24 protein-coding genes and 1 tRNA gene are annotated in these 25,426 nt (G+C 52.1%); 17 read left to right on the forward strand and 8 right to left on the reverse strand.

The genetic code is table 11. The annotated features are described in order from the left end of the window. Window positions 1-75 precede the first annotated feature (75 nt). From HMPREF2958_RS02785 to HMPREF2958_RS02810, 5 genes are all read right to left on the reverse strand, one after another. Window positions 76-1,614: a polysaccharide pyruvyl transferase family protein gene (locus HMPREF2958_RS02785; protein WP_070696373.1), complete on the reverse strand. Its 1,539-nt coding sequence runs from the start codon at window positions 1,612-1,614 to the stop codon at window positions 76-78. Between the two features lie 8 nt (window positions 1,615-1,622). Then, window positions 1,623-2,591, reverse strand: coding sequence for a glycosyltransferase family 2 protein (locus HMPREF2958_RS02790; protein WP_246824093.1), 969 nt, complete (start codon window positions 2,589-2,591; stop codon window positions 1,623-1,625). 128 nt (window positions 2,592-2,719) lie between these two features. Beyond that, a complete protein-coding gene (locus tag HMPREF2958_RS02795; protein WP_004005701.1) occupies window positions 2,720-3,721 on the reverse strand; it encodes an inorganic phosphate transporter in 1,002 nt (333 codons plus the stop codon). Then, window positions 3,721-4,338 carry a DUF47 domain-containing protein gene (locus HMPREF2958_RS02800; protein WP_004005702.1) on the reverse strand — a complete coding sequence of 206 codons (618 nt, stop codon included), beginning with the start codon at window positions 4,336-4,338 and terminating at the stop codon, window positions 3,721-3,723. Before HMPREF2958_RS02800 ends, HMPREF2958_RS02795 begins: the two co-directional genes overlap by 1 nt. A 333-nt stretch (window positions 4,339-4,671) precedes the next feature. Continuing rightward, window positions 4,672-5,367 carry a histone acetyltransferase gene (locus HMPREF2958_RS02810; RefSeq protein WP_070696377.1) on the reverse strand — a complete coding sequence of 232 codons (696 nt, stop codon included), beginning with the start codon at window positions 5,365-5,367 and terminating at the stop codon, window positions 4,672-4,674. Window positions 5,368-5,500: 133 nt separating this feature from the next. On the opposite strand from HMPREF2958_RS02810, the gene HMPREF2958_RS02815 reads away from it, so the two are divergent. From HMPREF2958_RS02815 to HMPREF2958_RS02845, 6 genes are all read left to right on the forward strand, one after another. Then, window positions 5,501-5,573 (forward strand) — tRNA-Lys (locus tag HMPREF2958_RS02815). A gap of 688 nt (window positions 5,574-6,261) precedes the next feature. After that, complete coding sequence (locus HMPREF2958_RS10950; protein WP_168165958.1) at window positions 6,262-6,411, forward strand: hypothetical protein; 150 nt, start codon at window positions 6,262-6,264, stop codon at window positions 6,409-6,411. Window positions 6,412-8,032: 1,621 nt separating this feature from the next. Next, window positions 8,033-10,705 (forward strand): excinuclease ABC subunit UvrA, encoded by a 2,673-nt coding sequence (uvrA, locus tag HMPREF2958_RS02830; protein WP_070696380.1) that lies wholly within the window; start codon window positions 8,033-8,035, stop codon window positions 10,703-10,705. Window positions 10,706-11,149: 444 nt separating this feature from the next. Continuing rightward, window positions 11,150-11,656, forward strand: coding sequence for an asparaginase domain-containing protein (locus tag HMPREF2958_RS02835; protein WP_048753148.1), 507 nt, complete (start codon window positions 11,150-11,152; stop codon window positions 11,654-11,656). 162 nt (window positions 11,657-11,818) lie between these two features. Beyond that, a complete protein-coding gene (locus tag HMPREF2958_RS02840) occupies window positions 11,819-12,397 on the forward strand; it encodes a peptidase (RefSeq protein ID WP_246827999.1) in 579 nt (192 codons plus the stop codon). 152 nt (window positions 12,398-12,549) lie between these two features. Then, window positions 12,550-13,500 carry a hypothetical protein gene (locus tag HMPREF2958_RS02845; protein WP_070696387.1) on the forward strand — a complete coding sequence of 317 codons (951 nt, stop codon included), beginning with the start codon at window positions 12,550-12,552 and terminating at the stop codon, window positions 13,498-13,500. A gap of 245 nt (window positions 13,501-13,745) precedes the next feature. Here HMPREF2958_RS02845 and tnpA read toward each other — a convergent pair whose 3' ends face one another. Next, window positions 13,746-14,165 carry an IS200/IS605 family transposase gene (tnpA, locus tag HMPREF2958_RS10650; RefSeq protein ID WP_080972578.1) on the reverse strand — a complete coding sequence of 140 codons (420 nt, stop codon included), beginning with the start codon at window positions 14,163-14,165 and terminating at the stop codon, window positions 13,746-13,748. A gap of 24 nt (window positions 14,166-14,189) precedes the next feature. On the opposite strand from tnpA, the gene HMPREF2958_RS02850 reads away from it, so the two are divergent. The 10 genes from HMPREF2958_RS02850 (at window position 14,190) to HMPREF2958_RS02895 (ending at window position 23,645) form a co-directional block, all read left to right on the forward strand. Next, window positions 14,190-15,422, forward strand: a complete 1,233-nt coding sequence (locus HMPREF2958_RS02850; protein ID WP_070696390.1) for an RNA-guided endonuclease InsQ/TnpB family protein — start codon at window positions 14,190-14,192, stop codon at window positions 15,420-15,422. Window positions 15,423-15,517: 95 nt separating this feature from the next. After that, window positions 15,518-15,901, forward strand: coding sequence for a hypothetical protein (locus tag HMPREF2958_RS02855; protein ID WP_246828000.1), 384 nt, complete (start codon window positions 15,518-15,520; stop codon window positions 15,899-15,901). A 104-nt stretch (window positions 15,902-16,005) separates the two neighbouring features. After that, the gene (locus HMPREF2958_RS02860; protein ID WP_070696393.1) at window positions 16,006-16,974 is read left to right on the forward strand and encodes a skin secretory protein xP2 (protein APEG); all 969 of its coding nucleotides are present in this window, start codon (window positions 16,006-16,008) and stop codon (window positions 16,972-16,974) included. Window positions 16,975-17,104: 130 nt separating this feature from the next. Continuing rightward, window positions 17,105-17,716: a hypothetical protein gene (locus HMPREF2958_RS02865; RefSeq protein ID WP_070696396.1), complete on the forward strand. Its 612-nt coding sequence runs from the start codon at window positions 17,105-17,107 to the stop codon at window positions 17,714-17,716. A gap of 237 nt (window positions 17,717-17,953) precedes the next feature. Further along, window positions 17,954-18,781, forward strand: coding sequence for a hypothetical protein (locus tag HMPREF2958_RS02870; RefSeq protein ID WP_041321598.1), 828 nt, complete (start codon window positions 17,954-17,956; stop codon window positions 18,779-18,781). Between the two features lie 165 nt (window positions 18,782-18,946). Then, window positions 18,947-19,681 carry a hypothetical protein gene (locus tag HMPREF2958_RS02875; RefSeq protein WP_070696399.1) on the forward strand — a complete coding sequence of 245 codons (735 nt, stop codon included), beginning with the start codon at window positions 18,947-18,949 and terminating at the stop codon, window positions 19,679-19,681. Window positions 19,682-19,795: 114 nt separating this feature from the next. Then, window positions 19,796-20,641 carry a hypothetical protein gene (locus HMPREF2958_RS02880; protein WP_246828001.1) on the forward strand — a complete coding sequence of 282 codons (846 nt, stop codon included), beginning with the start codon at window positions 19,796-19,798 and terminating at the stop codon, window positions 20,639-20,641. A 346-nt stretch (window positions 20,642-20,987) separates the two neighbouring features. Beyond that, window positions 20,988-21,521 carry a mechanosensitive ion channel protein MscS gene (locus tag HMPREF2958_RS02885; RefSeq protein ID WP_070696402.1) on the forward strand — a complete coding sequence of 178 codons (534 nt, stop codon included), beginning with the start codon at window positions 20,988-20,990 and terminating at the stop codon, window positions 21,519-21,521. A gap of 302 nt (window positions 21,522-21,823) precedes the next feature. After that, window positions 21,824-22,717, forward strand: a complete 894-nt coding sequence (locus tag HMPREF2958_RS02890; protein ID WP_246828002.1) for a hypothetical protein — start codon at window positions 21,824-21,826, stop codon at window positions 22,715-22,717. Between the two features lie 160 nt (window positions 22,718-22,877). After that, window positions 22,878-23,645 carry a hypothetical protein gene (locus HMPREF2958_RS02895; protein ID WP_070696408.1) on the forward strand — a complete coding sequence of 256 codons (768 nt, stop codon included), beginning with the start codon at window positions 22,878-22,880 and terminating at the stop codon, window positions 23,643-23,645. A 3-nt stretch (window positions 23,646-23,648) separates the two neighbouring features. On the opposite strand, the gene HMPREF2958_RS10955 is transcribed toward HMPREF2958_RS02895, so the two are convergent. Further along, complete coding sequence (locus HMPREF2958_RS10955; RefSeq protein WP_168165959.1) at window positions 23,649-23,807, reverse strand: hypothetical protein; 159 nt, start codon at window positions 23,805-23,807, stop codon at window positions 23,649-23,651. 11 nt (window positions 23,808-23,818) lie between these two features. Here HMPREF2958_RS10955 and HMPREF2958_RS02900 point away from each other — a divergent pair, with 11 nt between their 5' ends. Beyond that, window positions 23,819-24,526: a cation:proton antiporter family protein gene (locus HMPREF2958_RS02900; RefSeq protein ID WP_070696411.1), complete on the forward strand. Its 708-nt coding sequence runs from the start codon at window positions 23,819-23,821 to the stop codon at window positions 24,524-24,526. Window positions 24,527-24,631: 105 nt separating this feature from the next. Here HMPREF2958_RS02900 and HMPREF2958_RS02905 read toward each other — a convergent pair whose 3' ends face one another. Continuing rightward, entirely contained in the window at window positions 24,632-25,291 is a 660-nt protein-coding gene (locus HMPREF2958_RS02905; RefSeq protein WP_048751718.1) for a DedA family protein, read from the reverse strand. Window positions 25,292-25,426: the final 135 nt, after the last annotated feature.

The raw sequence follows: 25,426 nt of genomic DNA on the forward strand, positions 1-25,426 counted from the left end.
GCTCCTCATTCGGAACAAAGCGGGATCTCTGATGTTTGGCAAGGCGCTTTTTAAAAGGGGTTAGGGGCGGTAAGGCTACCGGAACCGGCTCCCAATATGCCGCATCGCCTGCACCTGCCGACTGGTACGATGCGCCGCCCGCACCATCCGCGAACGCTTCAACGCCTGCAGCTCATCCTCGGCACGCTCAAACTCACCCCGCATATGCGCTTCCCACGAGTGCATGCGATCTGAAAGCGCCCACTCGGTACCCTCGGCCAGGGAAGTCTTCAGCAAAAGCTCGCGCACCGCATTGTTAATCGCCTCTAGGGACGGCTCTAAGGCGGGAATCGCCACAGCCGCAGAAATACTCTCCGGCATATGCGCCTGCTTCTCCCCGCACACAGAGGCCGCAAGATACTCACGCCACGCGTGAAGCAGCGCGGTCACCACCTCATGCCGCGCCCGCAGCTCTTGGCCTTGCCCCCTGCTGAGCGAGAGCGCAGACGCAATGAGCTTCTCGGGAATGTCGGTGCCGAGCATATGAAGCGGAGTCATAAAATTCTGCATCCCGTAATGCCCCATAACCCCGCAAATCCGCATCTCGGTAAACGCATCGGGCACCAGCGCAACCGCAGGAATACCGGCGCTGAGGCTAAAAACCGCAGGATGGTAACGGTCGGTGATATTTAGCGCGGCACCCTGATGGATGCGCACCGTCGCATCCGCGTGCAGAATCGGTATCAACGTTGCAGGGGATGTCATGGATGCGGCAACCAGTTCATGCGCCCGATAGTCACCGGTGCGCCCGCCCTCCGACGCTGGGTCGCCCATATGCCCCAGGAAGACCGCCGCCAGCCCATACTCGGAGTAAATCTTGTCTAATAAAGCGGCTAGTTCGTGTACTTTGCTCCCCGAAACCTCGTGCACCGTCACGCACACATAACGCTCGGGAAGCTCAGGAACCTCAACCCGCGCATCGGCATAGTCGAGCGTTATCTCCGGGGTATGCACCCGGTAGTCGCTGGCATCATCCACACCCGCAAGCGCCTTAAGATCGTGCTCGCGGCACCACTCGTAGGAGCTGCGCTCGCGCACCGCCACCGAGGATGCCGAACGCAGCATACGCAGCAGAACTTCCTCATCGCGCGGGGAAAGCACGGGACCAATCGACTGCCCGGACACAAAGACCGGAATCTTCGCGTACTGCGCCACTAATGCGATAGCGGCGCGCTCATACAGCAGCCAGCCGTATCGCGAATTCAGGTTGCCGCCGCCGGAAATGACGACCGCATCCACCGATTGAATACCCTCTACAAAATCGCGGATCTGCTGCGCCGACGGGCAAAAGTCGGGCAGATCCGGCATAACGCCGCCCACCAGAAACTCTTCGAGGCGTTCCAACGTGATCTCGCGCTCGGCAGGCGCCCACGGGAACAGTAAAAACGGCATATATTCGTATGCAGACGAACCCCGAGCCCCCAGATAACGCTTGCTCTGCTCGGCGTCACGGGTTGCTAAAATAACCTGCATTCCTGCATCCGCCAGGTATTCGGCGGTGCTGATTGTCATGGCCTCGTCCCCCACGTGGTAGACGGGCTGGCCAATATCGCCGACAACAAGAACACGAGTCATATACGTACCTATTTGCTTGATGAATCTTTAGGCGAAAAAACGGCACGCAAACGCGAAAGTTTGCCACTCCACGACATCGCCCGCTCCATGCGGTGCAGCCGCTCACACTGTTCCTGCTGCATATTTTCGAGACGTTCCAAACGTTCCTGAACGTCCTGAAGCGCCTCCAGGGTTTCCAATAAACGACCGTCAAGCTCGTTCGTCAGGTGCGCCTGGTAAAGGTAGGGCCCAATATGCGCCCCAGCGGCAAGGTCTTCACGGATCGCGTTGGCGCGCACCTGCGCATCAAAAATACGATGTTGCTGCTCGTGGCTCACGCTGTTGGCGGCAGAACCCGTCGCATCGGGGCGTTTACACCAGTACGCCAGCGGCTCGTCCAGAAGCTGAACTTCACCGGCCATGGCGGCGCGCATATTGAATTCCCAGTCGCCCACCACGGGAAGTTCCTCATCAAAATACCCCACCTTCTCGTGCAGGGTGCGGCGGTACAGCACGCCGATCGGAACCGCGCGATTGGTACGGAATAGGAACTGTAGCCCCATGGCGGGTAGATCTTCGTGAAAGGTGCATTCGTTCAGAACAATAAAACCGTCCTCGGTTTGCTGCTCAAAACGCTCGATAATCCGTACCACGCACATATCGGCACCGGTCTCATCAAGGGTTGCGACGGTACGTTCCAGGAATTGGGGATCCCACAGGTCATCGTCGTCATGAATGGCGATATAGGTAGACTCACTGGAGCGCACACCCAGGTTAGAAGCCGCTTCCATATTGCCGCCCGCAGCATGAAGAAGAACGGTCTGCGCCGCAACCGGGCTACGGTCAATAATCTGCTGCGATTCTTCCTGATTTCCGCCGTCATCGACCACGTACACGGTGTATTGCGTATACCGTTGCTCGGCGATGTTCTGCAGGGCACGTGCGAGAAAGACCGGGCGATCTTTCGTGCGTACAATGACGGCGACAGAGGAAAACAAAGCTCTCCAAAGAATATATAAGGCCTGCGCATAAGGCACGTAGGGCGGAAATATATAGGGTTGTCTAGAATTCTACGGAGTTGCGCGGGAATAAGCGAGCATTCCAGCCCACATTAGGGGTAAAAATTCTACCCAAATATGCCATCAAGAGCCATCATGAGGGCGATCGCACACAAAAAACATGCCGGAAGCGTGACAAACCAGGTCAGCATAATGTTCGCAACGATCTTCGGCTTCACCGAGTTAAACCGCTGATTCACCCCAGCCCCCAGGGCGGATGCGGTCGCCAGGTGCGAAGACGAGAACGGCAGCTGCAGCAGGAAGTACCCGAGCGCCTGCATAAGAGCCGTGGTGCCTTGAGCTACCGCGCCGCGCATCGGGTCTAAGCGCACCATACGGTAGGCGAAGGTGTAGCCGATGCGCCGCCCACCCGTGAGCGTGCCCGCCGCCAGAGCCAGCGCAATAGTGAGCACATGCCAGGGGAGGAGGTCCCGCGTGGGAAGCGGAAAAACCGCACCCAGCACGTGCAGCACCAACAGGTACAGGTACCCAGTCTGCATACCGTGCAGAAGCGAAATTGCGGATGCCGACACCGCCAGTACCTCACGCGAGTGCCGGTTCACGCTGCTGGGCGAAGAGCGGATAGCCAGTCGGTAAAACGGGAGCACTAAAAGCCAGGAGAGGAGGAAAATCAGGGGCGGCAGGTAGAGAAGCGGCAGCAGGGTGGCATCGAAAATCGCGGGGATAAACCGTGAGCCTTCGCCATCAACCCGGGCATACCACGCCACCCCGGCAAGGGCGCCGATGAGGGCGTGCGTTGAGGAAGCTGGCATGCGTAAGGCCCAGGTCGCCACACCCCATAAGGCGGCGGTGATAAGCGCGGCGGTCAGCCCCGGAAGGCCCAAATGCCCGCTGGGAACGGCAATCCAGGGCACACTCATATCGGTGATCAGCAGATACGCCGCAAACACCCCGATACCGTTGAACAGCGCGGCGGTAATCAGAGCCGCGGTATCGCCCATCGTGCGGGTGCGTACCGGCACCGCGATCGCATTGGAGGCATCGTGCATGCCGGTCACAAAAATCGCGGAAAGAAACGCGCCCACACACAGAATACTGAGCAGAACCACTAGGACTCCTGCACGATAATACGCCCGATCTCAGAAGACACGCCGCGCATCGCATTCGCCGCCTCAACCAGTTGGGCAATGAACTTGGTGTACCGGCGGTAGCGTTCCATCGGGAAGCGTTCGGCGAGTTCTGCATCGTATTCTTCGGCGGTACGAACGGCTTGGCGCGAGATACGCAGCATATCCATCCAATAGTTATCCAGGCCCTTAATATCGGCGAGCTTGGGGATCACCGCCTCGGTCAGCACCGCCTGCCGCTGAATAATGTCGAGTATCGCGGTGATATGCGGGGCAAAACCGTCAATTTTGTGCAGATAAAGGATGTGCGCGGCACTTGTGAGCTTTTCGACCGCGTTCGTGAGTTTGCGAGCCAGCGTGTAGAGGTCTTCGCGGGGTACCGGGGTGGCAAATGAGCTTCGCACGGTGGTGAGGGTCATGAAGAACAGGTCGGTTGAGTTCGCCTCGTGCACCAGCATGCGGTCGAAGAGCTCGGGGTATTCGGAGGTAGACGAGCCAACCATTTCGGAGAGGAGCGCCGCCGCCTCCGCCACCTGCACCGAGATTTGTGCAAGCGAGGTGAGTGAGCTGTTGGCTTGTGGAAAGATGCGGTGCAACATAGTTACAGTCTAACGCGGGTGTGCTGAGGGTGCGCGGGTCTCATGCTTCCCGCGCGGCGGCTTGAGAATACAACAGCGGGAAGGCTACATAAAAGCCTTCCCGCTGTGAACGTTAGCGATGTCGGGCTGGGAGCGCCTCTCGGCGGAAGGCCGCTCGAAGCGGCAAATGATTTGGAGCCCGGGGCTACCTATTAGCAACCCGACATCTTGTCTTAAATTATCCGCCCGCGCCGAGCCTCCGTCAAGGTACATGAGCTCTAAGCAGAACACCCGGCATCAGTTCCGAATCCTGTATTTTCCCGGGATTTTATGGCGCGCGAGTACCGTGCGGGGCTACAATGCTTCGAGTCCGCCGCTTGCCCGCCAGTGCGCGGCAGTCGCCTCCAAATCCTCGGCGATTTTCACGAGTTTTCGGTATTGTTCGGGCACGCGGAACATGCGTTCAATGCCCTCGCGGCGAACCTCATGACTGGGCGGATGCACCCCCTGCGGGTTGCCGGAAAGTCGGCTAATATCTGCACGCTCATAGTTGAGGCGCAGTCCCATTGCCACCACACGCGCGAACGCCGCAAAACGTTCGAGAGCTATATCAATATCGCCGCTGTAGAGCCCGGCCAGAATTTTGTCCGCCGTTTCGACGACCTCGGAGGCGCCCGGTGGGTCTGGCACCCCCGCCAGCAGATGCGAACGGTAATCGGCACCCATACCGGTAGAGAAAGCTTGTGCGGTGGCCTTTGGGTAGCGTCGTACCATGTCACGCAAGGAGTACATGCGCCATAGCGCTCCGGGGAGGGAACGCGCGGGTGAATGAGACCAGAGCTGCGCAAGCGCCTCAATACCGTATTCGTCAGTGAAGTCTATGAGTCGGGCGGCAACCTCCGGGTCAGAATTTTGGCGTCCGCGCTCCAGCAGAATGCGAGCAGACGTATGCGCCGCCTCATCACGGGCGGCGGGATCTTCACCGCCAACGCGACGCTCAAACTTTTCGCTGGGCTGAGATACTGGGCGATGATGTGCACGATGAGCCATAGGTGTTTAGTGTAACGGGCAGGGCACGAGTTTTTCGAAGGATTCAGCCGGACGAAAATCATATCTGCGAAGGCGACTCGTGACGGATTTGTAGTGTATAGTAGATGATGTCTTCGCGTTCACGCGGGACGGCGCGCCTTTAGCTCAGTTGGTAGAGCTACGGACTTTTAATCCGCAGGTCGTGGGTTCGAGCCCCACAGGGCGCACTCTTCACCAGAAAGAATCTGGTATCTCGCCCCTTTCGGTATGAAGCCGATCGGGGCGACTTTTCGTTTAATCCGTCCTTGGCCTTCTTCTATATACGAAGGAGCGGGAACATGTGCGGAGACAATGCTGTTTCCAAGGAGATCACCAACAGTTAGATCAAGCGCACCAGCAAGTGTAAATAACTCATCCAAGCTGAAGTTTTGTTTTCCTCGAAGCCGGTCTGACACGCCTGCCTGTGTAGGAGAACCCGAGTAGATTTTGCAAGCACGCATGTATCGGTATGTAATCCTTTTGCAGGATTGGGGATTACAGATCGCACCGGATGAGCTGACACACGCGGCTCCGTGGACAGCTCTAGGAGCGGCTTAGAAACATCGGTTTTAGAAGACCTTTAGAGGATATATAGATTCAATGTCTTTTCGGATGGTTAATTGGGCATACGAACAGGATTTACCGCCTAGCCCAAAGTTTTTGTTGGTCACGATTGCTGATAGAGCTGATTACGCGGATGCTGTCGATTGTTCGGTCTGTGGTAGAGACCGGGACTATCAATACTGCTTAAGGGGAAGCATAAGTCACGTTAGATGATTTTATTGGAACGACTTTTGAAATTCTGGTCATTTTCTTCGGCCTAGTCTTGTCAATATTTTCTTGATATTAAAAATATCGGAAGAAAGGAAAATAACCATGACCACTAAAAGTAATTTGCGGGATGATGAAAAGCTAAACACCGGTGAAAAGATTTTCGGTATTTTTATCATCCTCATTGTATTATTCATTGTTTTTGTAGTTGTTTTTGGGCTTTGGAATGTTTGGAAAGATCTTTCCAGTGAATGACCTTATACTAGACAAGCAAAACAGAAAACAACTCGAACTATTGATATTCTTTCACTTTAGTTATCTAAAGAAAAAGTACAAACTGGCAGCTTTGAAGGTCGCACAGGCGGAAGCATTATTGGAAATGTTGGTTATGCGCAGGGAAACAGTGAGGGGAAACCTGTTATCTATATTTATACTCTTTACCGTGCCGCCAATATGAACGACGATGCGGCATCGGCTCAGGAATCCTTCATGGATGTGACTCCGCAGAACCCGTTCTACCGCGAAATCGCATGGTTTAAGGTTCAGAAGGGGAGGAAATAATGTTTCATAAGGTTTACGAATGTTGAAGCATAAGTAATTTTGTTCCTTTCCATGTCATATCATATGGGTTCAATATGATATGAGCTTTGAGGCGGTTGCTCCTACGGTTTCCCTGGGGTGACTACCTTTTTTGTGTCTTGGAACCGCTTGCTGGTGTGATGTTGCAAGTTTTTTGTCGGGCGGTGCCGTGTTTTTACTTGCCACATGCGTAATACATTATTGAGCCCCTCGTTTCGTGGTGGGTGCCGTTGTTCGAGAATTTTTTGGGGCAGAGAAGGGTTTTGGTGTTCTCCATTGCCGTTGTAGCACCCCACGAACACAGTACTCACAAGCACCCTAACCTGTGGGGTGTGGAGCGTAGACGGTTCAAGGGATGTATCAGTAGATACTCTACGGGTTGAGGTCGGGAAAGTTCTTCACTCTACTTGTTGCGTTTTTCCTGTTCATCCCCGACTTACTTATGAAAGTTATTCATGTCGTCGTGGTCTGGGCGTGCGTTGTTGTGTTCGAGAAAATTTTTTTGATGTCGATGGTGGCGGGGAGGATTTAGAGACTCATGAAAGATTTTGAAGTTTTATGTGAGCATCCTGTTGTGTGCTGGTTCCTTTTTATGGTTGCTCCTACGGTTTTCTGGAAGCTATTCCTTCCTATTGCCAGTGTTGTGTGTGAGGTGGGTATGTCCTGGGTGAAAAGGTTCGTGGAGGCTTTTATGCGGACGGTTTTGCCTGGTCCGGAGAAGGTTGGGGTACGTCTTGGGGTATGGGTGCGTTCTGTGTTCCGGCGGTAGGTGGGTGACTCATTGGGACGCTCACGCGAAGGCTTTGTTTGACCCTCAGACGGGATTATTTCGGAATTGTTCAGCGATGCACCGGCCGGAGGAGACTTTTACGGATGCGTGATGTGGCTCAGATCGAGTCTGAAGTGTGGGCTGATGCCAAATTTATTGAAGCCACTCAAACTAATACCTCGTATTGGTAAGACTTAAAAAAATAGAGGGAATTAAGCGAAATCTTAATCCCCTCTACCTATTCCTTTTTTCAAGAATTAATTACTGAGCGGCAGGAATGCTACCGTGCGGATCAGTAACATACTTCACAGGAGAGCGAGTGTTTTATCAACCTCAAGGGACTTTTAGTTCCTCGGCAAACTTACCATAGTATAGAGGGGTAGAACAAGATCCCCCCCATGTGGAAGAGAATAAAAAATCGTTGTCTACGAATCGGCGGGATAGGCAGTAAAATGGCAAACGACAAAAGATCACAACGATTTTGAGGCTACCGGTGCCTCATACAGAAGCGATTGGTCAAATTCATCTATGAGCGATTTACCCGAATCCACCACAAATAAAGAAACTCACATCCAACCAAATGTTCAGGTATTGGGCGCACGTCAAAATAACCTGCGCAATGTTGATCTTTCTGTGCCCCGTGATGCTCTCGTGGTCTTTACCGGCCTGTCAGGATCAGGTAAATCCTCCCTCGCGTTCGGAACCCTCTATGCAGAATCGCAGCGCCGTTATCTAGAGTCGGTGGCCCCCTATGCCCGCCGTCTTATCGATCAAGCGGGAGTGCCCGACGTCGATTCCATTACAGGGATGCCCCCCGCTGTAGCCCTGCAACAACAGCGAGGTGGGCAAAACTCCCGGTCGACCGTTGGTAGCATCACGACCATCTCAAGCCTGGTTCGTATGTTGTATTCACGCGCCGGCCAATATCCAGAGCACCAGAGCATGCTCTATGCCGAGGATTTCTCTGCCAACACCCCGCAGGGGGCATGCCCTCAATGCTATGGAATTGGCAGAGTCTATGAAGTACCCGAAGATCACATGGTTCCCGATCCCACCAAAACCATCCGTGAACGAGCCATAGCTTCTTGGCCTACCGCCTGGCACGGTCATCAGCTTCGAGATGTATTGGTGGCACTTGGCTACGATGTGGATATCCCCTGGAAAGATCTTCCCAAAAAAGATCGCGACTGGATTCTTTATACGGACGAAACACCACATGTACCGGTCTACTCGCGTATGACACTTGCTGAGGCTCAAGCGGCTAAACAAGCACATGTTGAACCTTCTTATAGCGGCACCTACGTGGGTGCAAAACGTTATGTACTGGATACCTTTGCTAATACTAAAAGTGCCTCCATGAAACGCAAGGTAGCGCAGTTTCTCACATCAATCCCTTGCCCAGCCTGCCACGGCAAACGCATCAAACCAGAGGCTCTCTCAGTAACCTTTGCAGGGTTAGATATTGCTGACTTCTCCCAGCTCCCTCTCTATGAGCTAACCAATCTTCTTGAAAAAGCTGTCGAAGATGCTTCCCACACAATCACTATGAAGGCAGATGAGAAAGAAACGCTCGGGCAAAGCTTACACCAAAAAAGGGGAGAAGAAGCTACAGAGTCAGGCAGTCACACAAGTGAACTTGTTGCTGAGACAGAACCGGAAGCTCGTAAGACTCCCCCTCAGCCTGTTGAAAAACTTGCCGCTACCTCTCGGCTGGCCGCTGGCCTCATTGAGCGTCTTCGCCCCATTATCGACCTCGGCTTAGGCTATCTTTCTCTCGATCGAATGACTCCTACCCTTTCCGGTGGTGAACTGCAACGTTTGCGCTTAGCTACTCAGCTGACATCTGAACTTTTTGGTGTGGTCTATGTATTAGATGAACCTTCTGCTGGTCTACATCCTCAAGACACCCGTGCGCTTCTTGACGTTCTTGACGGACTCAAAGCACGGGGAAATAGTCTGTTTGTGGTGGAACATTCTATTGAAGTAATGCAACATGCTGACTGGATTGTGGATGTAGGGCCGGGAGCTGGAGAACATGGTGGTCGAGTCCTTTACAGCGGTGAAGTTGATGGTTTAGCCCACGTCCAGGAATCTCTTACACGCGGTTATCTCTTTGGAGGCAGTGGGCTCCCACCGCATACTCCTCGGAAACCCGAGCAGTGGATAAAACTTTCTGGAGTTAGCCGAAATAATCTCCATAACGTGGATGTACAAATCCCACTAGGGGTTCTCACTGCCGTCACAGGTGTTTCAGGTTCGGGGAAATCTAGCTTAGTCAGCCAGTGCCTACCTCAACTGATAGGTCATCGACTAGGTAAAACGGTGCAGGTAGATGAAACACCCGTAGAGGGAGATGAAATTTTAAGGGCCGAACAGGCCCCTGAAACGAGGGGAACTGTTGAAGGTGATTTCAGCGGTATACGCCGCGTGGTTGCCATCGATCAGAAACCTATTGGGCGAACACCTCGTTCCAATATTGCCACCTATACAGGGCTCTTTGACCATGTGCGCCGTCGTTTTGCCGATACAACAGAAGCCAAACGCCGGGGATACAAACCAGGCAGATTCTCCTTTAACGTAGCGGGCGGGCGCTGTCCCACCTGCGAAGGTGAGGGGTCGGTGATGGTAGAGCTACTCTTCTTACCCTCGGTGTACACAAAGTGCCCGGACTGCCAAGGTACCCGCTACCAGTCAAGCACCTTAGAAATACTCTGGCGTGGTAAGAATGTGTCCCAAATTTTAGAAATGAGTGTAGAGGAAGCTCTGGGGTTTTTCGACGGCGAAGTGGAGGTTACGCGTTCACTGGCTGCGTTGAGAGATGTCGGCTTGGGTTACCTGCGTTTGGGGCAGCCTGCGACTGAGTTATCTGGTGGTGAGGCACAGCGCGTCAAACTAGCCACGGAGTTGCAACGGGCACAACGCGGCGACACTCTGTATGTACTTGATGAACCCACTACCGGTCTGCACTGTTCAGATGCTGACCGTTTGATATCGCATCTTCAGACTTTGGTTGATGCTGGTAATACGGTAGTGATGGTCGAGTTGGATATGCGAATTATCGCAACGGCTGATTATGTGATTGATATGGGCCCTGGCGCGGGAGAGGGAGGCGGTCAGATCGTTGCCACGGGAACACCTGAGCAGGTGGCCACGGTGGAAGATAGTGCTTCAGCGCCGTTTTTGGCTACGGTTTTAAAATAATTAAACTAATATTCCTATGTTCTTTTTCTGGCTATGTAGTTGGTAAATGATGCTAGAAAGGATCTCTCGAAGTATTGATTTGGGTAACTGATATTCTCTAATGATTCTTGAGGCTGCCCTGAAGAATATACTGATAGAGACTGTTATCTTCTACGGGCAGAGCGGTAGGAGACGTTTTCCTGTTGACGACCAGCTGATGACACTAGAAAACCCGCCGTTGATGGTATCCCGGAGATATCTAGGCAATGCTTCTGTATGCTTTATCTGATAATAAAAGCAGATGCATTCCCCGGCATTAAAATTTAGACGGATAGTGGGTGAAGCGTAGCTGTCTAATTCTTGCCACAGAACGTAAAGAAAATCGCTCCAATGCCCTAGAATATATGCGGTACCGGGGCAAAGATATACCCCGGCGATGTTTCAGCCCCTAAGGAGCCCGCGCCCATGAGCACCATCAAAAACCCGGACGTTATCACTATCCTGGCAACCGGCGGAACTATCGATAAGTTCTACTCGGTGGCGGGTACCCTCGATATTGGCAAGCCTGCCGCGCACGGTGTGCTGTCGAGAGTGCTCACCGACATTCGCTTTGATATTCGTGCGCTCATCGGCAAAGACAGCCTGGATATGACCGACGAAGACCGCGCCGAACTCGTTGCCGCCCTCGACGCGGTCGAACACGACCAGGTTCTCATCACCCACGGGACCGACACGATGAGCGAATCCGCCCGATACATCGCCGAGCATGCCGAGCTGGGGTCAAAGGTTGTGGTGCTGACCGGTGCCATGCAGCCGGCGGTCATGGCGCATTCGGATGCGGGGTTCAACCTAGGGGCTGCGATTTCCGCGCTTAACCTACTGGAACCGGGCGTTTACATCAGCATGAGCGGCCGAATTTTTCCGGCGCACACCGTGCGTAAGGATCGTGCCCGCGGGATTTTCGAGGGATAAACTCTGAAATTTTTGCTGCGTTCTGCAGGCTCTTGGTGACGCTTCAGTAAACAGTGCGTAAATCTAGCGTTATCTCAGTTTCATCTCGTACCGTAGTATTGAGTGCTTTCTCGATGGCGCCTCCGGCAGTGTTTCACAACGCCAGCGGCAGACAGGGTACCTATGAGTGAACAATATAACCCGGGTTTTTGGGATCAGGCTTGTTCCACGCCGCCACCCGTGCGGCGCCTGTACCTTGTCCGCATGCTTTTCCTCGTGGTGCCTGCACTGACGCTGGTGTATTTTTTCGAGGCTATCGGGCTTGACCCTATCGGCGCGGTTCCCCTCATGTACCTGTCTTTGCACGGCTGGTTTGCGGTCGCGTATGCGCGGAATAAATCTATGGGGCTTGTTATGGTGGGAAACCTGCTCAGTGCCCTGGCGGCATCCGTCATCACCGGATTTTTCGCCTATATTTTGGTTTTTATTCACGGGCCAAGAACCCTGTGGAAACTTCTGGGGGGCTCGTACCCCATTCTGACCATTTGGATTATGGCGTCATTCGTGATCGAGATTTTATGCTCCCTCATATTCGTCTTCCTGATCTTCCGCAGGTTCCCCTCCCGTGCCGAACGTGAAGCTCAAGAGACTCGCGAACTGTCAGAAGAGTCTTCCCCGTCTGAAGACCAGGCAGTCAACGACCACACGCTGACTAAGACCGAAGCACAGAGCACCCACCGCTCAGACTCTGATATACCGTAATGAGTTCCTGAGCTCATCCGTTCCCCCAACGTGCCATGATTGCAGCCGTTACTCCCTGCAAGCGTGGTAGTGTATGACATAACCCAACGTTGGTGTAGCGAGGCACCCGCGCGCCGGGCTACACAAAAATTACCGGTAATGAGGATGTACATATGAGCACAGACCCCATGAAAAACGATGATTCTTCCCGTCAGCCTGAGGAACCTAGAACTGCGTCGCAGGATTCTTCGGCAACGTCGCCTGTAGACGATCATTCAGAGGATAGCACCGCACATAAAACCGACGGAACCGGCGGCGCATCACAGCACGAACATAGCGGTCACACCGCAAAGTCGGATCCCTCACCCGAGGATAAACAAAACCCCAACAACTCCGGCAACGCCCAGAACCAGCAGACTGCTCCTTCAGCGCCAGGGTATGTTGGGTTACAACCGGGCTATCCTGCGCCGAGCCCATCGACGCCTCCAAATCCCTATGCGAATCCGCATGTCGTACCCGGATATTCGGGATATGCAGTGCCGAGCCCAACCGCATACCCGTACACTGCATATCCGGCAAACCCGCACGATGAGATTGTCCGCAAACGTTCGCTGATGTACCTGCTGCGCCTGTGTATTGTGGGTGCTCTTATTGCGATCGGTATTGTTGCGACGACTTTCAACCTTATCGGTGCGATCATCGAACTTAGCGACTGCGGAACCGGCAGCTACTCATGGAGTGAATACTCGCAGCGAGTATGCCGTGAGGATAACACCTCAGCAATCACGGGGGCGTCGATTTTCCTTGTCATTTTAATCGCGTACCCGATATGTCATATTTTTGGGCTGCTTGCCGTTAGGAAAAATCAGCACCACGTGAGGGTGCTTGTCATTAACATTATTGGCATTGTGCTTTCGTCTCTGGGGATTGTGCTTGCTGGTTTAATGCTCTTGGGCGGTATAGCCATGATAACGGCGTTTGGATCCTCGGGATTACTCGCCATTTTTATCATATTCCTCGTGGCTGGGGCAGTACCCGTGGCAGAGCTTATTTTCTCGATTATTTTCGTCCGGCATGCCTCGTGGATGAACCATAAGGACTACTTCACGAAACCCGGTGTATAACCACTGCGGGGTGCCACACCGTGCCCCATTCGAGTGCTCTTGGTGTGAAAGGTAAAATGTGGCTCACGAGCCGGTAGAAAACGTATCTGGCAATAATTCCGATGTACAGTCGACGGGTCCTGATAACTCCGAAATCAGAAAATATGCATCGATATATCTGGTGCGTCTAGGTATTGTAGGTGCCTGTATGCGATGGGTATTATCTAGTTTTCTGAGAAGACTCCACCCTTTAGGGTGGAGATGAATCAGCTACCAGGGCGAGCCTGGGACTTCACATACTCAGCAATAACACTCAATGGGGCACCCCCAGCAGACCCCGCATAATACGAGCGTGACCACAAATGGCCACCCCATAAAAACGGGGTAATCTCAGCTTCAAAATCACGCCGAAGTACACGAGAGGAAACCCCCTTGAGGGAGTTCACGAGTTTAGAAACAGTCACGGTGGCTGGGTAGCGTACTAGCAAGTGAACGTGATCTGTTTCCCCGTTGAACTCATCTAGGGTTGCCCCGAAACTTTCACAGACTTCTCGCATGGTTCTTTCGCAGGTGGTGAGCATGGTGTTAGTGAAGACATTGCGCCGGTATTTAGTGACGAACACCAAGTGAACATGTAAATCCCAAATCGCATGTCTACCACGTCTTATATCAGTGGTATTATCCATGACACCAAGTATATAATAGGTGTTATGAGTCTCAAGCGTTATCGTTACCGCGCCTACCCCAAGAAAGGGCAAAAACAGCCGATTGCTGCTCTGTTTGGGTGTGTACGCGTGGTCTATAACGACGCTCTAGCCTACTCAGAGGAACAGTATAAAGACACAGGGAAGAAGCCCTCTAGTAAAGAGCTTTCTGCCCGACTCACTCACCTGAAACAGACCCCTGAAAAAGCGTGGCTGAAAGACGTTTCCGCTGTACCCTTACAGCAGTCCTTACGGGATCTGGATAAGGCGTACACTAACTTTTTCACCTCCGTGACAGGTAAGCGTAAAGGGGTTAGGATTGGTGCCCCACGGTTTAGGAAACGCTCATCCCGGCAAGCTGCTAGGTTTACATCCCAAGCATTCAAGGTTAGACAAACCACTCACGGGGTAGGTTTTGTGAAACTGTCTAAGATTGGTGAAGTCCGCTTCAACCTCTCACGTAACCTACCCTCACCCCCAACCTCTGTAACCCTGATCCAAGAAGCGGATGGTAGGTATTATGTGTCTTTCGTTGTCGAAAGCACCCCCGCCCCAGCCCCGAAGCCTACCGCCTACGCGGTAGGCGTGGATATGGGCTTGAAAGACCTAGCTATCGCGGTGAACAGTAACGGGGGAAGCACCGTCTTTGCTAACACTAGACCTCTGAAACAAGCCGAGAAGAAACTAGCTCGATTACAGAAACAACTCTCGAAAAAGAAAAAGGGTAGTAACCGTTATGTCAAACAACGACTCAGGGTAGCTAAAGCCCACACGAAAGTCCGAAACGTGCGAACCCATTACCTACACCATGTAGCGAACCAGATTGTTAACGAAAACCAAGTTATCACCCTGGAAACCCTCTCAATCACGGGTCTAGCTAGAACCCGGTTGGGTAAGAGTGTGTTGGACGCTAGTTGGGGACACCTCAACCGGTTGATTGAAGAGAAGGCTGCCGAACACGGTAGAACCCTTATCCGCGTGGATAGGTTCGCACCTACTACCCAGATCTGCTCGATTTGCGGTACACCTAATGGTAGAAAGCCGTTGAATATCCGTGAATGGGCCTGTACTGGGTGCCAGTCCCATGTGGATAGGGATTTGAATGCGGCGGTTAATATCCTACTCGCGGCAGGGCTTGCCGAGAGTTTAAACGAATACTGCGGAGATGATGTAAGACGTTTGTTAGCAAATGCTGTTGTTGTTGATGCTGTTCACCCACCGAAAGTCACCACAGCCTAGTTTGGTTGTAGTGACTGGTAGGAATTTACCCCGTTCACGGGGTAGAGGAAGTCAATTCAGGTATTAATGACACGTTTGATTCGTGCAAAGGGGCATTGGATCAGGATGAATGCCTTGCACGTGAACGTATAGTCGTTGCACCCGGGTATATTTTAGTAATATTTATCGCGGCCTTTATGATCTGCAATATTTTTGGCTGGTTAGCCGTTAAAAATAACCGCCATTATCTGATGGTGCGCGTTATCAACATTATTGGGATTGTACTTTCAGCCTTGGGAACTATGGGAGGAGCCCTAGTTTTACTCATAGCAGTTGGAAGTATGGCGACCTGGGGACATAACGGGGGTAGAGGGGCATTAGTCGCCCTCCTGGCGACAGTTGCACCTGCGGTTGATTTAGCTTTCTCGATCGTATTTGTTGTGTATGCATCGCGCATGAAACGAGGTATATATTCCCCGAAGAATACCTACCAACCGTGATAGGGTATGCGTAGATAAAAAACTCATGCGGCTTCGGGAATTTATACGTCGGAAAAGCCGTATAAATCCTTAGGATTAGGATATATGGGGAGGAGGAAACTGCTGTGGATCACGAATCTCGCGTGCATGATGCCGATGCGGTTCCCCCTGCCCGCGTGAACGCCGAAGATGCTTCGCCTCGGGACGAAGCCCCGCCGGCCGGTCAGGATGCGGTGCCCACCCGCTACACGGCACCGATTCGCCACGCGGTTCCGGCAGCGCCGCCCGCATACGCCCTTGAGCATGCACGACAGAATTCGGGGGAACCTGAACCAGCCCCGCAGCCGCCGCAGCCCAGGAAACAGGGCGCGGTTCGTCAGGCGCTTCGGGCAGCTACAAAATCGAAAACTGCCGAGCCTCAGGCACCTCAGGATGCGCCTGCCCCACGTTTTATTCCCGCCCCCACGCCAGAGCCGCCAGCGCCTAGTTCTTCGGAAGTATCCGCTGCATCAAAACCTGCCCCATCACAAACCTCGCAAGAGGTTGAGCAGGATGTATCGCCGCGACGGAATAGTATTCCACATCAGGCATATACGCCGAAGAACCTGAGCCGCGCATTCTCTCAAATGCAGGCAGGCCTTGAAACAATAAATGCACGACGACGTTCTCTGAACATCACCATTGGTGTCCGGTTAGCAGTGCTTGCCCTCTTGGGGATTTTTGAAGGCGCTATTATTGCACGCTACACCACCAACATGGGGTGGGGGTTCTGGCTGATTATCACAATCTACGCCGTTGTTCAGGTATGGCCGTTAGCGCGTCCGCCCAAAGACGCTTCGGACGCATCCGTATATTCCGTGTGGGGAATATTTTCACTGATCTGCTTTATTGGTGTTGGACTAGTACTTTCACCCATCACATTCCTACTTCTCGTCTTGAACTGGGATGGTATTTCACTGGGTCTTGACCCCATGATTGTGCTCTGCGCGCTGGGTGCTTTATGGCTTCTTGAAATCGCATTGCTGAGTGTAACCCTGTATAAGTTCAATACTCTGCGTGCGATACTTGCTCGCCCAACATTGAGTATTCGTTAGGGCGTATGTACAGGACCCACTGCGCCGCTGTGCGACGCGATATGACATGCGCGGCGGTGTTGTATCTGTCTCTTGCTGGCAAACCTTGCTAATCTAACACTAGAAACCAGTACGAGAGGGGGAAACCCGGGTGGAAAACCAGCCAGAGCATCCGCATGACGATCGGGCCACGGTATTAGTGTCGAAGATATCGGGCAAGCCTATAAGGCCCCTTCAAGTGTCTCTGGCAGCCCTCATCATGACGATATTTATAGGGATGTGGGCGTACATTCTGATCTCGTATATCGTCTGGGTTGTTACGGTGCCGCTACAGGGCGTATCGCTCTGGGAATCAGAAACTTTTCTGACGCTCAAAGACCAGCTTCCCCTCGTATTTTTCATGATGGCAACCTTCGTGCTGATGGCGCTTCATGTGGTGGTGTTATTTGCGTATTTACGCGGGCATAGGTGGGCTGCATATGTGCTGACTGCCTCCTTGCTGTTGGGAATGCTCTGCACCTTTATTGTGCTCTTGCTAGTGGGCGTTATCATGGCCGGTCTTAATGGGGCTCCTATGGAGGAAGTAGAGTTCCTCTTGGATTCCAACTCGTCGCCGCTTTATGTGCCTCTTTATGTGGGTATGCCGTATCTTGTGGTGAGCGTTATTGCTCTTGGACTGATCTGGAGCCGTGCCGCCCGCGAATATATGCATGCGCGAAGCCTATGGCGTGCCGAGCAGCGTGAGGATTCTCTGATGTTCTAAACCACCCCACAGTATATTCTCTATTTGGAATATATACAGGTGAGAGAGTATTTTGAGGGTGATGTGCTAGATGTTTTCCGATCTGGTGCGGTACCTTTTGTATATCGCAGAAAACCTGCTGAGAAATATTCCACATATGGAATACGGGTGTAAATACTGCAAACCGCCCTTGAGGTCGGCTACTCTCAGAAATAAGTTCACAGTTCTATTGAGCTAAAACCTCAAGGAGAATCGCCGATGACCAACCACCCAAACCCTACTTCAGGAGACCCCTCACCCCAGCAACCTTCAAACCCTTATGTGCAGCATTTGCAGCAGCATATGGCGGTGGGGCAGGGGCAGAATCCTACAGTTCCCCTTCAGGCTGCCCCTCAGGGCACATATGACAATAACGCGGTTAAGATTGAAAAACCTGTACGAACATTCGTGCTGACACTGGTTCTTGTGGGTGCTTTGGCATGCATCGCGTTACGGATCATAGAGTATCTGGTCAGTGCATCGTTAATGAACGAGGCGGCACGCTGGGTAAGCTCCCAACAGTATGCAGAGAATATTGATCGCGAGGCCATTGCGGTTCCCGCATTTTTACTCTCGGGCGCCCAGGCAGCCTTTCTGCTGGTATCTGTTTTCGTGTCTTCGTGTCTTTATCTGCTCTTCGGCTGTTTCGCATATGTGGGGCGGAATTGGGCGCGTATTATGCTGACAATTATTGCCGTTATCGGGATTATTATGAGCGCCTTCAAATGCTGGGCTTTTAATACCGCACAGACAGGTATTGAAGGGATCTCACAAAATCCACAGGTACAGGGGTATATGAGGGTGCTCGTGATTCTATACGCTGCCCTCTGCGCGGTTAACCTACTTACGATAATTGTGATGTGGCTTCGCCCGGCTAATCGTTATGTACGCAAACTCAAGGCATATCGGCTGGCGCGTTTAATGGAACAGACTCAATATCAGCAGGTATATGCATATCACGTTGTTCAGCCAGGCTACTATGCGGGTCAGCAGCCAGGAGGTTACAACCCCAATACCGGGCAGCAGTATCCCGGGCAGCGGTCGTAGACGAACAGATTGTGATCGGCAGCTAGGGCGGCGGCAGAATCTAAGCCGCCAAGGTTCGGTTCATAAGAGAACCACAATGCTGGTGTTCAAAGAACTTTTTAGTATGCTCAAAAGAGTATTCACGTAACACTATAAATTTCATAAAACCCGTGTAAGGACTGCACCATGACATATTCTGCCGCGCCTATGCCGGAAGGCACGCCCTCGTATCAGCCTCATATGGCAGCATCGAATCCGGGAGGTCTCGCTGCCGCCTTTAAGGAGCCTAAAAGACCTACTTTTGTTTTTGTCTTCGCAATTTTTACCGCTACCGTGTGCCCAATCCTGCGTTTTGTGGAGTATGTCCTAACGTCTTCATATTTGAGCGAGGCTCTTAAATGGCATCAATCACGCACGCACGTACCTGCGTATGGTGATATATCTCTTGAGCAGATGAAATCTGGAATGTTTGCACAGGCGCAGCTAAACTCAACGCTCACATTCCATTTTCTTTCAGTGCTGACATCTGCTCTGCTTTATATTCTTTTTGGGCTTGTCGTGAGTAGTGGGAAAAACTGGGGTCGTATTCTGCTGACTATTCTTGCCTCCTTAGGCATGCTGATGAGCGGTATGAGCGCTTTGGGGCAGGCTTATACGATATCCGACCCAGAGGCGCCGGCTTTTGCGAATGCGCAGGGGTATTTAGGGGCTCTGGTGGCCGTATATATGTTACTTTTCCTGGCGAATATATGCCTGGTTGTTCTTGTGTGGATGCCGCCCGTGAACGTGTATATGCGGAACACTAAAGCCTACTGGAAAGCCAAAGAAGCGCTGGAGGCGGGTAGTAAGAGCTACGCCAACCGGTTTGAGGCTCAGACGGAATTAGCCTCGGAAGAGCAGACTAAAGGTACAAACTCATAACCTGGTTGTCATTAAATAAGCCCGAATGCTAGGTAGCGTGAGTACTTTCCGCTATTCTCGAAAAGAAGCCCAAAGCGGTGCTTCACCCCGTTATAACCGTAAGGACTATTGTCGATGAATGAATACCCCAAGCCCGCCAGTCCAGACCCCCGGCCACCGCAAGGTCCGCAGACATCAGGTGCATACTCAAACCAGCCGCAGAATCAGTATGGACAGAACCACCCTGTAAACCCGCAGATCTCGCAGCCGTATATGCAGAATCCGGCACACCAGGTGGCACCGTCACCATCCACGCCGCCGGAATCAGCCGCAAAACCGAAAATGTCGATTCTGCTGCTGTCTGTCCTCATCTTGGCGATCTTGATGCCCATCTTACGCGTCATCGAATACGGCGTTATGGCCTCTATGGTGAGTAGCCTGATGGAAGCGCTCCGTCAATCGTTGGGGGAGAGCGCTTATCAACAGTTTATTGCTAAACCGGAATTTTATGAACTTCGAGATATGCAGGTCGGTCTAGTAGGCCGTTTTATTTTTGGTATTTTCTTCAGCATCATCTACATTTTTTTCGGAATTTTTATTTTCCTGGGATACAACTGGGCGCGTATTGTTCTGACGGTTTTTACAGTGTTGAATACGCTCTTAGTCATGCTTTTCCTGATGGACTCGATCGTAGGCTACAACGAGTTTGCCAATTTTACGGATTTGGTGGATCTTCGAGGTCAAGCTTTCGGACTTGTCATCATCTATATCGCTATTTTGGTGGTGGGCCTTCTGTCCCTGATTCTGATGTGGCTGCCGCCTGCGAATAGGTATGTTCGCCAGCGTACTTCGGTGCGGCGGGCGCGAAACCAGGCCAATAGCCCCTACGGAATGCCGCAGCCCTATGCATATCCGGCACCCGCGCCGCATCCGGGGCAGGCACCGGGGAATCAGCCTCCTTCTGGAGGGCAGCAGCTTTAGCTCCCTGAGGATATAAGAGTTTTACTTCGTGAGGGTGCTGCGACATATATGAAATATATGTCGCAGCACCCTTTTTATAACTGATCTCGTTGCGCGTAAATAATTTCTTGTATGCCCATAAAGCCTTTATTTCTGGGCATCTGACCGATAAATAATGAAACTATAAGCGCCTTAAACCGACGCTTTTCTGACATTAAAACATAGTGCAAAAACCTAGAGATATTGTCATATTGCTTGATGAACCTGTAACGTGTGCTTTAAGGGTTGTGGAGGTTCTTCGTAACACTCAGCTAAGACCTTAGATACTTTCGTACAATGCCGCAGCCCTCTAGGAGGAATATTGCCGATGAGCTATGACAGTGCTGTACGCTCTGAATACTCCATAACAACACTGACCTCTGGGTATATGGGCGAAGAGAATATAGTGAATTATTCGCCCGTACCGAGAGCCTCTTTAGAGCGCCCCTATGTACCCTGTGCAGTGAAGGTAGCCGCATGCGCCAGCATGATGATTGCTATTCTTCGCACCATATATTTGACAGCATCATGGCATTTTGAAAATTTTGCTCTGGGGAATGCTCTGACTATTGCTAATGTTTTCTTGCACGTTATTCTAGGAATTTTTATTCTTCGGGGGTATGCGCTGGCGCGCGCTCTGCTGGTTTCACTCGCGCTGCTAACCTTGGGAACATCCCTGCTGACTCTGAGTTGGCTGCGCCCCGCCGTTCCCGATATTCCGGGGTCATATTTGTCGGTTGTGGTGCTGAGCATGGCGGCACTGACGCACTTGGTGCTGTTAGGATTTTTGATGTTCCCCGCCAGCGTTACCCTGTATATGCGTGAGAGCAACGCCTACCGTCAGGCATGCGCGCACTGTTAGCCGTAGGTTTTGGAGCCTATGTACAAGACATATCCGGGCTATGCTCCTGAGTTAACGGCGGCGTGTCAGCTTTCTGAATTCGGGAGCGATGGTTTGTGGTCGCTGAAGGGTTTTTCCGAATAAAATTCGAGATCGGGCGTGTCCAAAAATTTGTCGTGTATGACGAAATATCAGGTTGAGCTCGGCGTGATTAAAAAATATTTCACGACATTGGTCAATAATGTATGACCTGAAACTAAGGCTCCGCTATGCTCATAATACAGCCGTTTAACACGGTAACCGAGAACAAAGGAGTACCACCGATGAGCGAGCAGCATAGACCTGACCCGGCTTTGCCTCAAAATCCCCAGCCTTCCGGAAACCAAGGCTACCCCCAACAACCCGCACCCGCCGGTCAGCCCATGTATGGGAACGCCCCCGCTCCCGCCGCTGAACTTCCTGAGAAGCCCGCGTACCGAGGAACCGTTGTCGCCGTTCTCATCGTGGGTATTATTGCGGCTCTTTTGCGGATTATTGATATTATTATGGGGCTTTACCTACATCCGCAGGCAAAAAATTTCGCCCAAGAATATAACATCAGCGAAAGCGAACTTGGAATTACTGATTCTAGTCCCCGAGGAATTATCTTTGGCATCGTAATTGCCCTTCTTTTCTTTACCCTAGCAAGAAATATGAAAAAAGGAGGTCTAGGTTCGGCTATCGGTCTTACTGCTGTAGCCGGTATCTTTACAGTGATCTATGCTAATGGAATGCCAGAGGCTCTGGATAACGTTAATAGCTTTGACGAAATTATAAGCGATCCCCTTTTCCCAGAGAAGTACAAAGGATTTTTCTCCGCTATAAAGTTTGGGGTTTATCTCGAACTAGCTTCTATCGTGATCCAGGTTCTTCTGATTATCCTGATCTGGCTGCCAACAACCCTCAAATATATGAGAAAGGCTCGGGAATATTACGGCGCGGTAGAAGCCCAGAAGCCCGAGAACCAGCCCGTCGATGCCAGCGCCCTCGCCGTGCCTGCATCCGAGGGACAGGCATCCGCTGCACAGCATAACGCCCAGCATGTTCAGAACGGGCAGCAGGGGTATGGATATGATCCGCAAGCTCCTCAGAATCCGCAGGCTCAGCAGAATAATGTGCCGCAAAACCCGCAAAATCCCCAAGACCATCAGGGTAATAGCGGGTACAATCTGAATTAGAGATTGAAAATTTCATAGGTTTGATGCACTTCGTGCATGCCTAACAATGTTCGTCGTGCACCTCAGGCGGGGGCACGACGAACATTCTTTTAAGGAACTCTCAACAATCGAAGTGAGAATTCCGCAGCCCAACCACAGAAAACATTGTTGAGGAGGAACCATGAGTCAAGATCCTTATGGTCAACAACCCCCATACCAGCCGCCGCATCCCAACGCGCCCATGCACCCAGCGATTCAATACGCACCCGTGCCAACGCAGAAACCCGAGCCCACTACCGTCGTCAAGATCGGCACCTACCTGATTTACGCCGTGGCGCTGTACATGATCATGCGAGCCATCGTTGGCTTGGATGATTTCGGGTTCCAGACATACCACACGGAGAACGGCAAGACGACCGAAGTAAACTCTTCGACGGGACTCGGCTATGTCATCAGTGCAATTTTTGCTGCGTTTACCATTCTCCTCGGATTCTTCTACTCTAAGGGCCACGGATGGGCGCGCATTACCGCCCTTGTCCTGGGGATTATCGGTACCATTCGCGATCTGCTCTACTTCTTGCTCACCCTTCTCGCCCAGTCGCTGGTACAGTCCGTTACATCTCAGATGGATGGGGCGCAGCAGGTATCTATAAGCCCTGCTGTATACATAGTTCTTATATTGGGCATTATTTTGCAGATTGCGGTAGTGGTTTTCATGCTTCGTGGTGATGCCGCTCGGTACACGAGCGATAGCCGCCTCTGGCGCAACTACCGGCAGGATCAGGGTCCGCAGCCCGTTCAACAGCCCACAGATTCCCAGCCTCAACAAGGATTCGGTCAGGCTGTACAAAACCCGCAGGCGCAGAATCCGCAGTCACGACCAAACCCTGCACCGCAGAATCCTAATGACCGGTACGACGGTGGTGGCGATGGATACCGCCTGAACTAACACCTACAGACACCCGGATGCGCCCTCAACAGCGCGGAAACGTTCGCCGTACACTACCATTGAAGTACGGCGAGCGTTTTGCGTTTTTGCAGCATATAGAAGTGTTGCTGGAATGCATACGACCGCCGCAGACATAACACCGGTACACACGATAAGAGTCACCAGGACACATCATGAGCCAAAATCCCTATTATCAAGATCCGCAGTATCAGCCCTCATACGCCCAACAGCCTCAAGGACCTTATGGCCAGCCATACCAGCCAGGGGCTTATATGTCTGTTCCAGAGAAAAAACCCGAACCCAGCACGGTAGTAAAAACAGGTATTTATCTGATCTTTGGGTATGCGCTTTATGCCCTGGTATCAAGTATTTACAACTCGGTAACCCTTCGAGACAGGATGAATGCCCTGCTCGAACAGCAGAAGAACCAGTACTCTCCGTATGGGAACTACAGTAGCGTCAACTTTTCAGACTCGTTGATAACAACGAGTATTGTTGTTGGCATTCTGATAGCCGTCATCATAGTCGCTCTTACGGTCGTTATCGGTTATTTTTACGCCAAAGGGCACACTTGGGCGCGTATTACAGCTTTGGTCTTAAGTAGTATTGGTACTGCATTCGGTGTGATTACCCTGATCATGATCCTCATGGGTGCCGGCACAGGGTCGGTAAGTTATTCCCCGTATTCTACGATGAACGACCCTGTGTCAATTGGTATGACAATCTTCTCCACGGTTTTGCAGGGCGCCATTATCGTGTTCATGGTGCTGCGTGATGCTACGCAGTATACCGCTCAGAGCCGCATCTGGCGTATGTACCAGCAGAATCAGAGTGGCGTAAATCCCTACCAGCAGCAGGGGAACCAACCCTATAACCATTAGGGTATATGCTTCGATAAGAATATAAGCATATAGCAGGGGGCGGCGAATACAGACTGTATTCGCCGCCCCCTTATGCATACGCAGAAGTTTGAGATTTAGGCGCCCCTACTCGGCTGCCTCGTTCTTGGCTTTGGAACGACCGCGCAGGTATTCAAAGGTCACGGGCAGAACCGAAACCAACACAATAATGACCGCAAGCATCTCAATATTGTTGTGGATGAACTCGACACCACCCAACAGCACGCCTGCCATGCCAATAGAACCAATCCACAGGACGGCACCCAGGATGTTCCAGAGGTTGAACCTACGGCGCGGATACGAAGAAATACCCGCCGCCAGCGAAACAAAGGTACGAACGATCGGTACGAAGCGACCTACAACAAGTGCGAAACCGCCTCGTTTAGCAAAAAATTCTTCCGCAGCGTGCAGGTTCTTGGTGCTCAGGATTTTTGCATCGTCTTTGAAAAGATTACGGCCATAGCGGGCACCCAGCTGATACCCGACCTCGCCGCCAGCTACCGCTGCAATAATGAGAACCGGGAACGCCAACCAGAGCGACAGCCCCATGCGGTCATGGAGCATACCCAGAGCGAAGATCAAAGAGTCGCCCGGAAGCACCGGAAACAGCACGCCCGATTCGATAAAAACGATGATGGCCGAAACCACCAGAACCCACGGACCGGTGCTGATCAGCACATCTTCAAGCTTGAAACCGAGGAGCCCCAGCGGAAGATGGGCAAGAAGTACGGGGATAAAAAAAGCCATAGAAAAATCCTGAAGTAGTCGAACACAAGGCACGCGCGGTGCTTGCACACAATCCTATGCGGTCTGCCTGAGAGACCACTAAGGCAAAAATATGTGGAAGCTATGAAGTGTCTCGCAATATTCTACCGGGATTCT

Origin of the sequence: Rothia sp. HMSC036D11 (assembly GCF_001814205.1) — a bacterium.
Lineage (GTDB): Bacteria > Actinomycetota > Actinomycetes > Actinomycetales > Micrococcaceae > Rothia > Rothia dentocariosa.

What these genes read in the sequence shown, in the direction of transcription:
- HMPREF2958_RS02870 (WP_041321598.1), top strand. Translation starts at nt 17,954, where the DNA reads ATGACCAACCACCCAAACCCTACTTCAGGAGACCCCTCACCCCAGCAA.
- HMPREF2958_RS02845 (WP_070696387.1), top strand. Translation starts at nt 12,550, where the DNA reads ATGAGCACAGACCCCATGAAAAACGATGATTCTTCCCGTCAGCCTGAG.
- HMPREF2958_RS02800 (WP_004005702.1), bottom strand. Translation starts at nt 4,338, where the DNA reads ATGTTGCACCGCATCTTTCCACAAGCCAACAGCTCACTCACCTCGCTT.
- tnpA (WP_080972578.1), bottom strand. Translation starts at nt 14,165, where the DNA reads ATGGATAATACCACTGATATAAGACGTGGTAGACATGCGATTTGGGAT.
- HMPREF2958_RS02880 (WP_246828001.1), top strand. Translation starts at nt 19,796, where the DNA reads ATGAATGAATACCCCAAGCCCGCCAGTCCAGACCCCCGGCCACCGCAA.
- HMPREF2958_RS02895 (WP_070696408.1), top strand. Translation starts at nt 22,878, where the DNA reads ATGAGTCAAGATCCTTATGGTCAACAACCCCCATACCAGCCGCCGCAT.
- HMPREF2958_RS02810 (WP_070696377.1), bottom strand. Translation starts at nt 5,367, where the DNA reads ATGGCTCATCGTGCACATCATCGCCCAGTATCTCAGCCCAGCGAAAAG.
- HMPREF2958_RS02835 (WP_048753148.1), top strand. Translation starts at nt 11,150, where the DNA reads ATGAGCACCATCAAAAACCCGGACGTTATCACTATCCTGGCAACCGGC.
- HMPREF2958_RS02875 (WP_070696399.1), top strand. Translation starts at nt 18,947, where the DNA reads ATGACATATTCTGCCGCGCCTATGCCGGAAGGCACGCCCTCGTATCAG.
- HMPREF2958_RS02890 (WP_246828002.1), top strand. Translation starts at nt 21,824, where the DNA reads ATGAGCGAGCAGCATAGACCTGACCCGGCTTTGCCTCAAAATCCCCAG.
- HMPREF2958_RS02885 (WP_070696402.1), top strand. Translation starts at nt 20,988, where the DNA reads ATGAGCTATGACAGTGCTGTACGCTCTGAATACTCCATAACAACACTG.
- uvrA (WP_070696380.1), top strand. Translation starts at nt 8,033, where the DNA reads ATGAGCGATTTACCCGAATCCACCACAAATAAAGAAACTCACATCCAA.
- HMPREF2958_RS02905 (WP_048751718.1), bottom strand. Translation starts at nt 25,291, where the DNA reads ATGGCTTTTTTTATCCCCGTACTTCTTGCCCATCTTCCGCTGGGGCTC.
- HMPREF2958_RS10950 (WP_168165958.1), top strand. Translation starts at nt 6,262, where the DNA reads ATGACCACTAAAAGTAATTTGCGGGATGATGAAAAGCTAAACACCGGT.
- HMPREF2958_RS02840 (WP_246827999.1), top strand. Translation starts at nt 11,819, where the DNA reads ATGAGTGAACAATATAACCCGGGTTTTTGGGATCAGGCTTGTTCCACG.
- HMPREF2958_RS02785 (WP_070696373.1), bottom strand. Translation starts at nt 1,614, where the DNA reads ATGACTCGTGTTCTTGTTGTCGGCGATATTGGCCAGCCCGTCTACCAC.
- HMPREF2958_RS02900 (WP_070696411.1), top strand. Translation starts at nt 23,819, where the DNA reads ATGAGCCAAAATCCCTATTATCAAGATCCGCAGTATCAGCCCTCATAC.
- HMPREF2958_RS02850 (WP_070696390.1), top strand. Translation starts at nt 14,190, where the DNA reads ATGAGTCTCAAGCGTTATCGTTACCGCGCCTACCCCAAGAAAGGGCAA.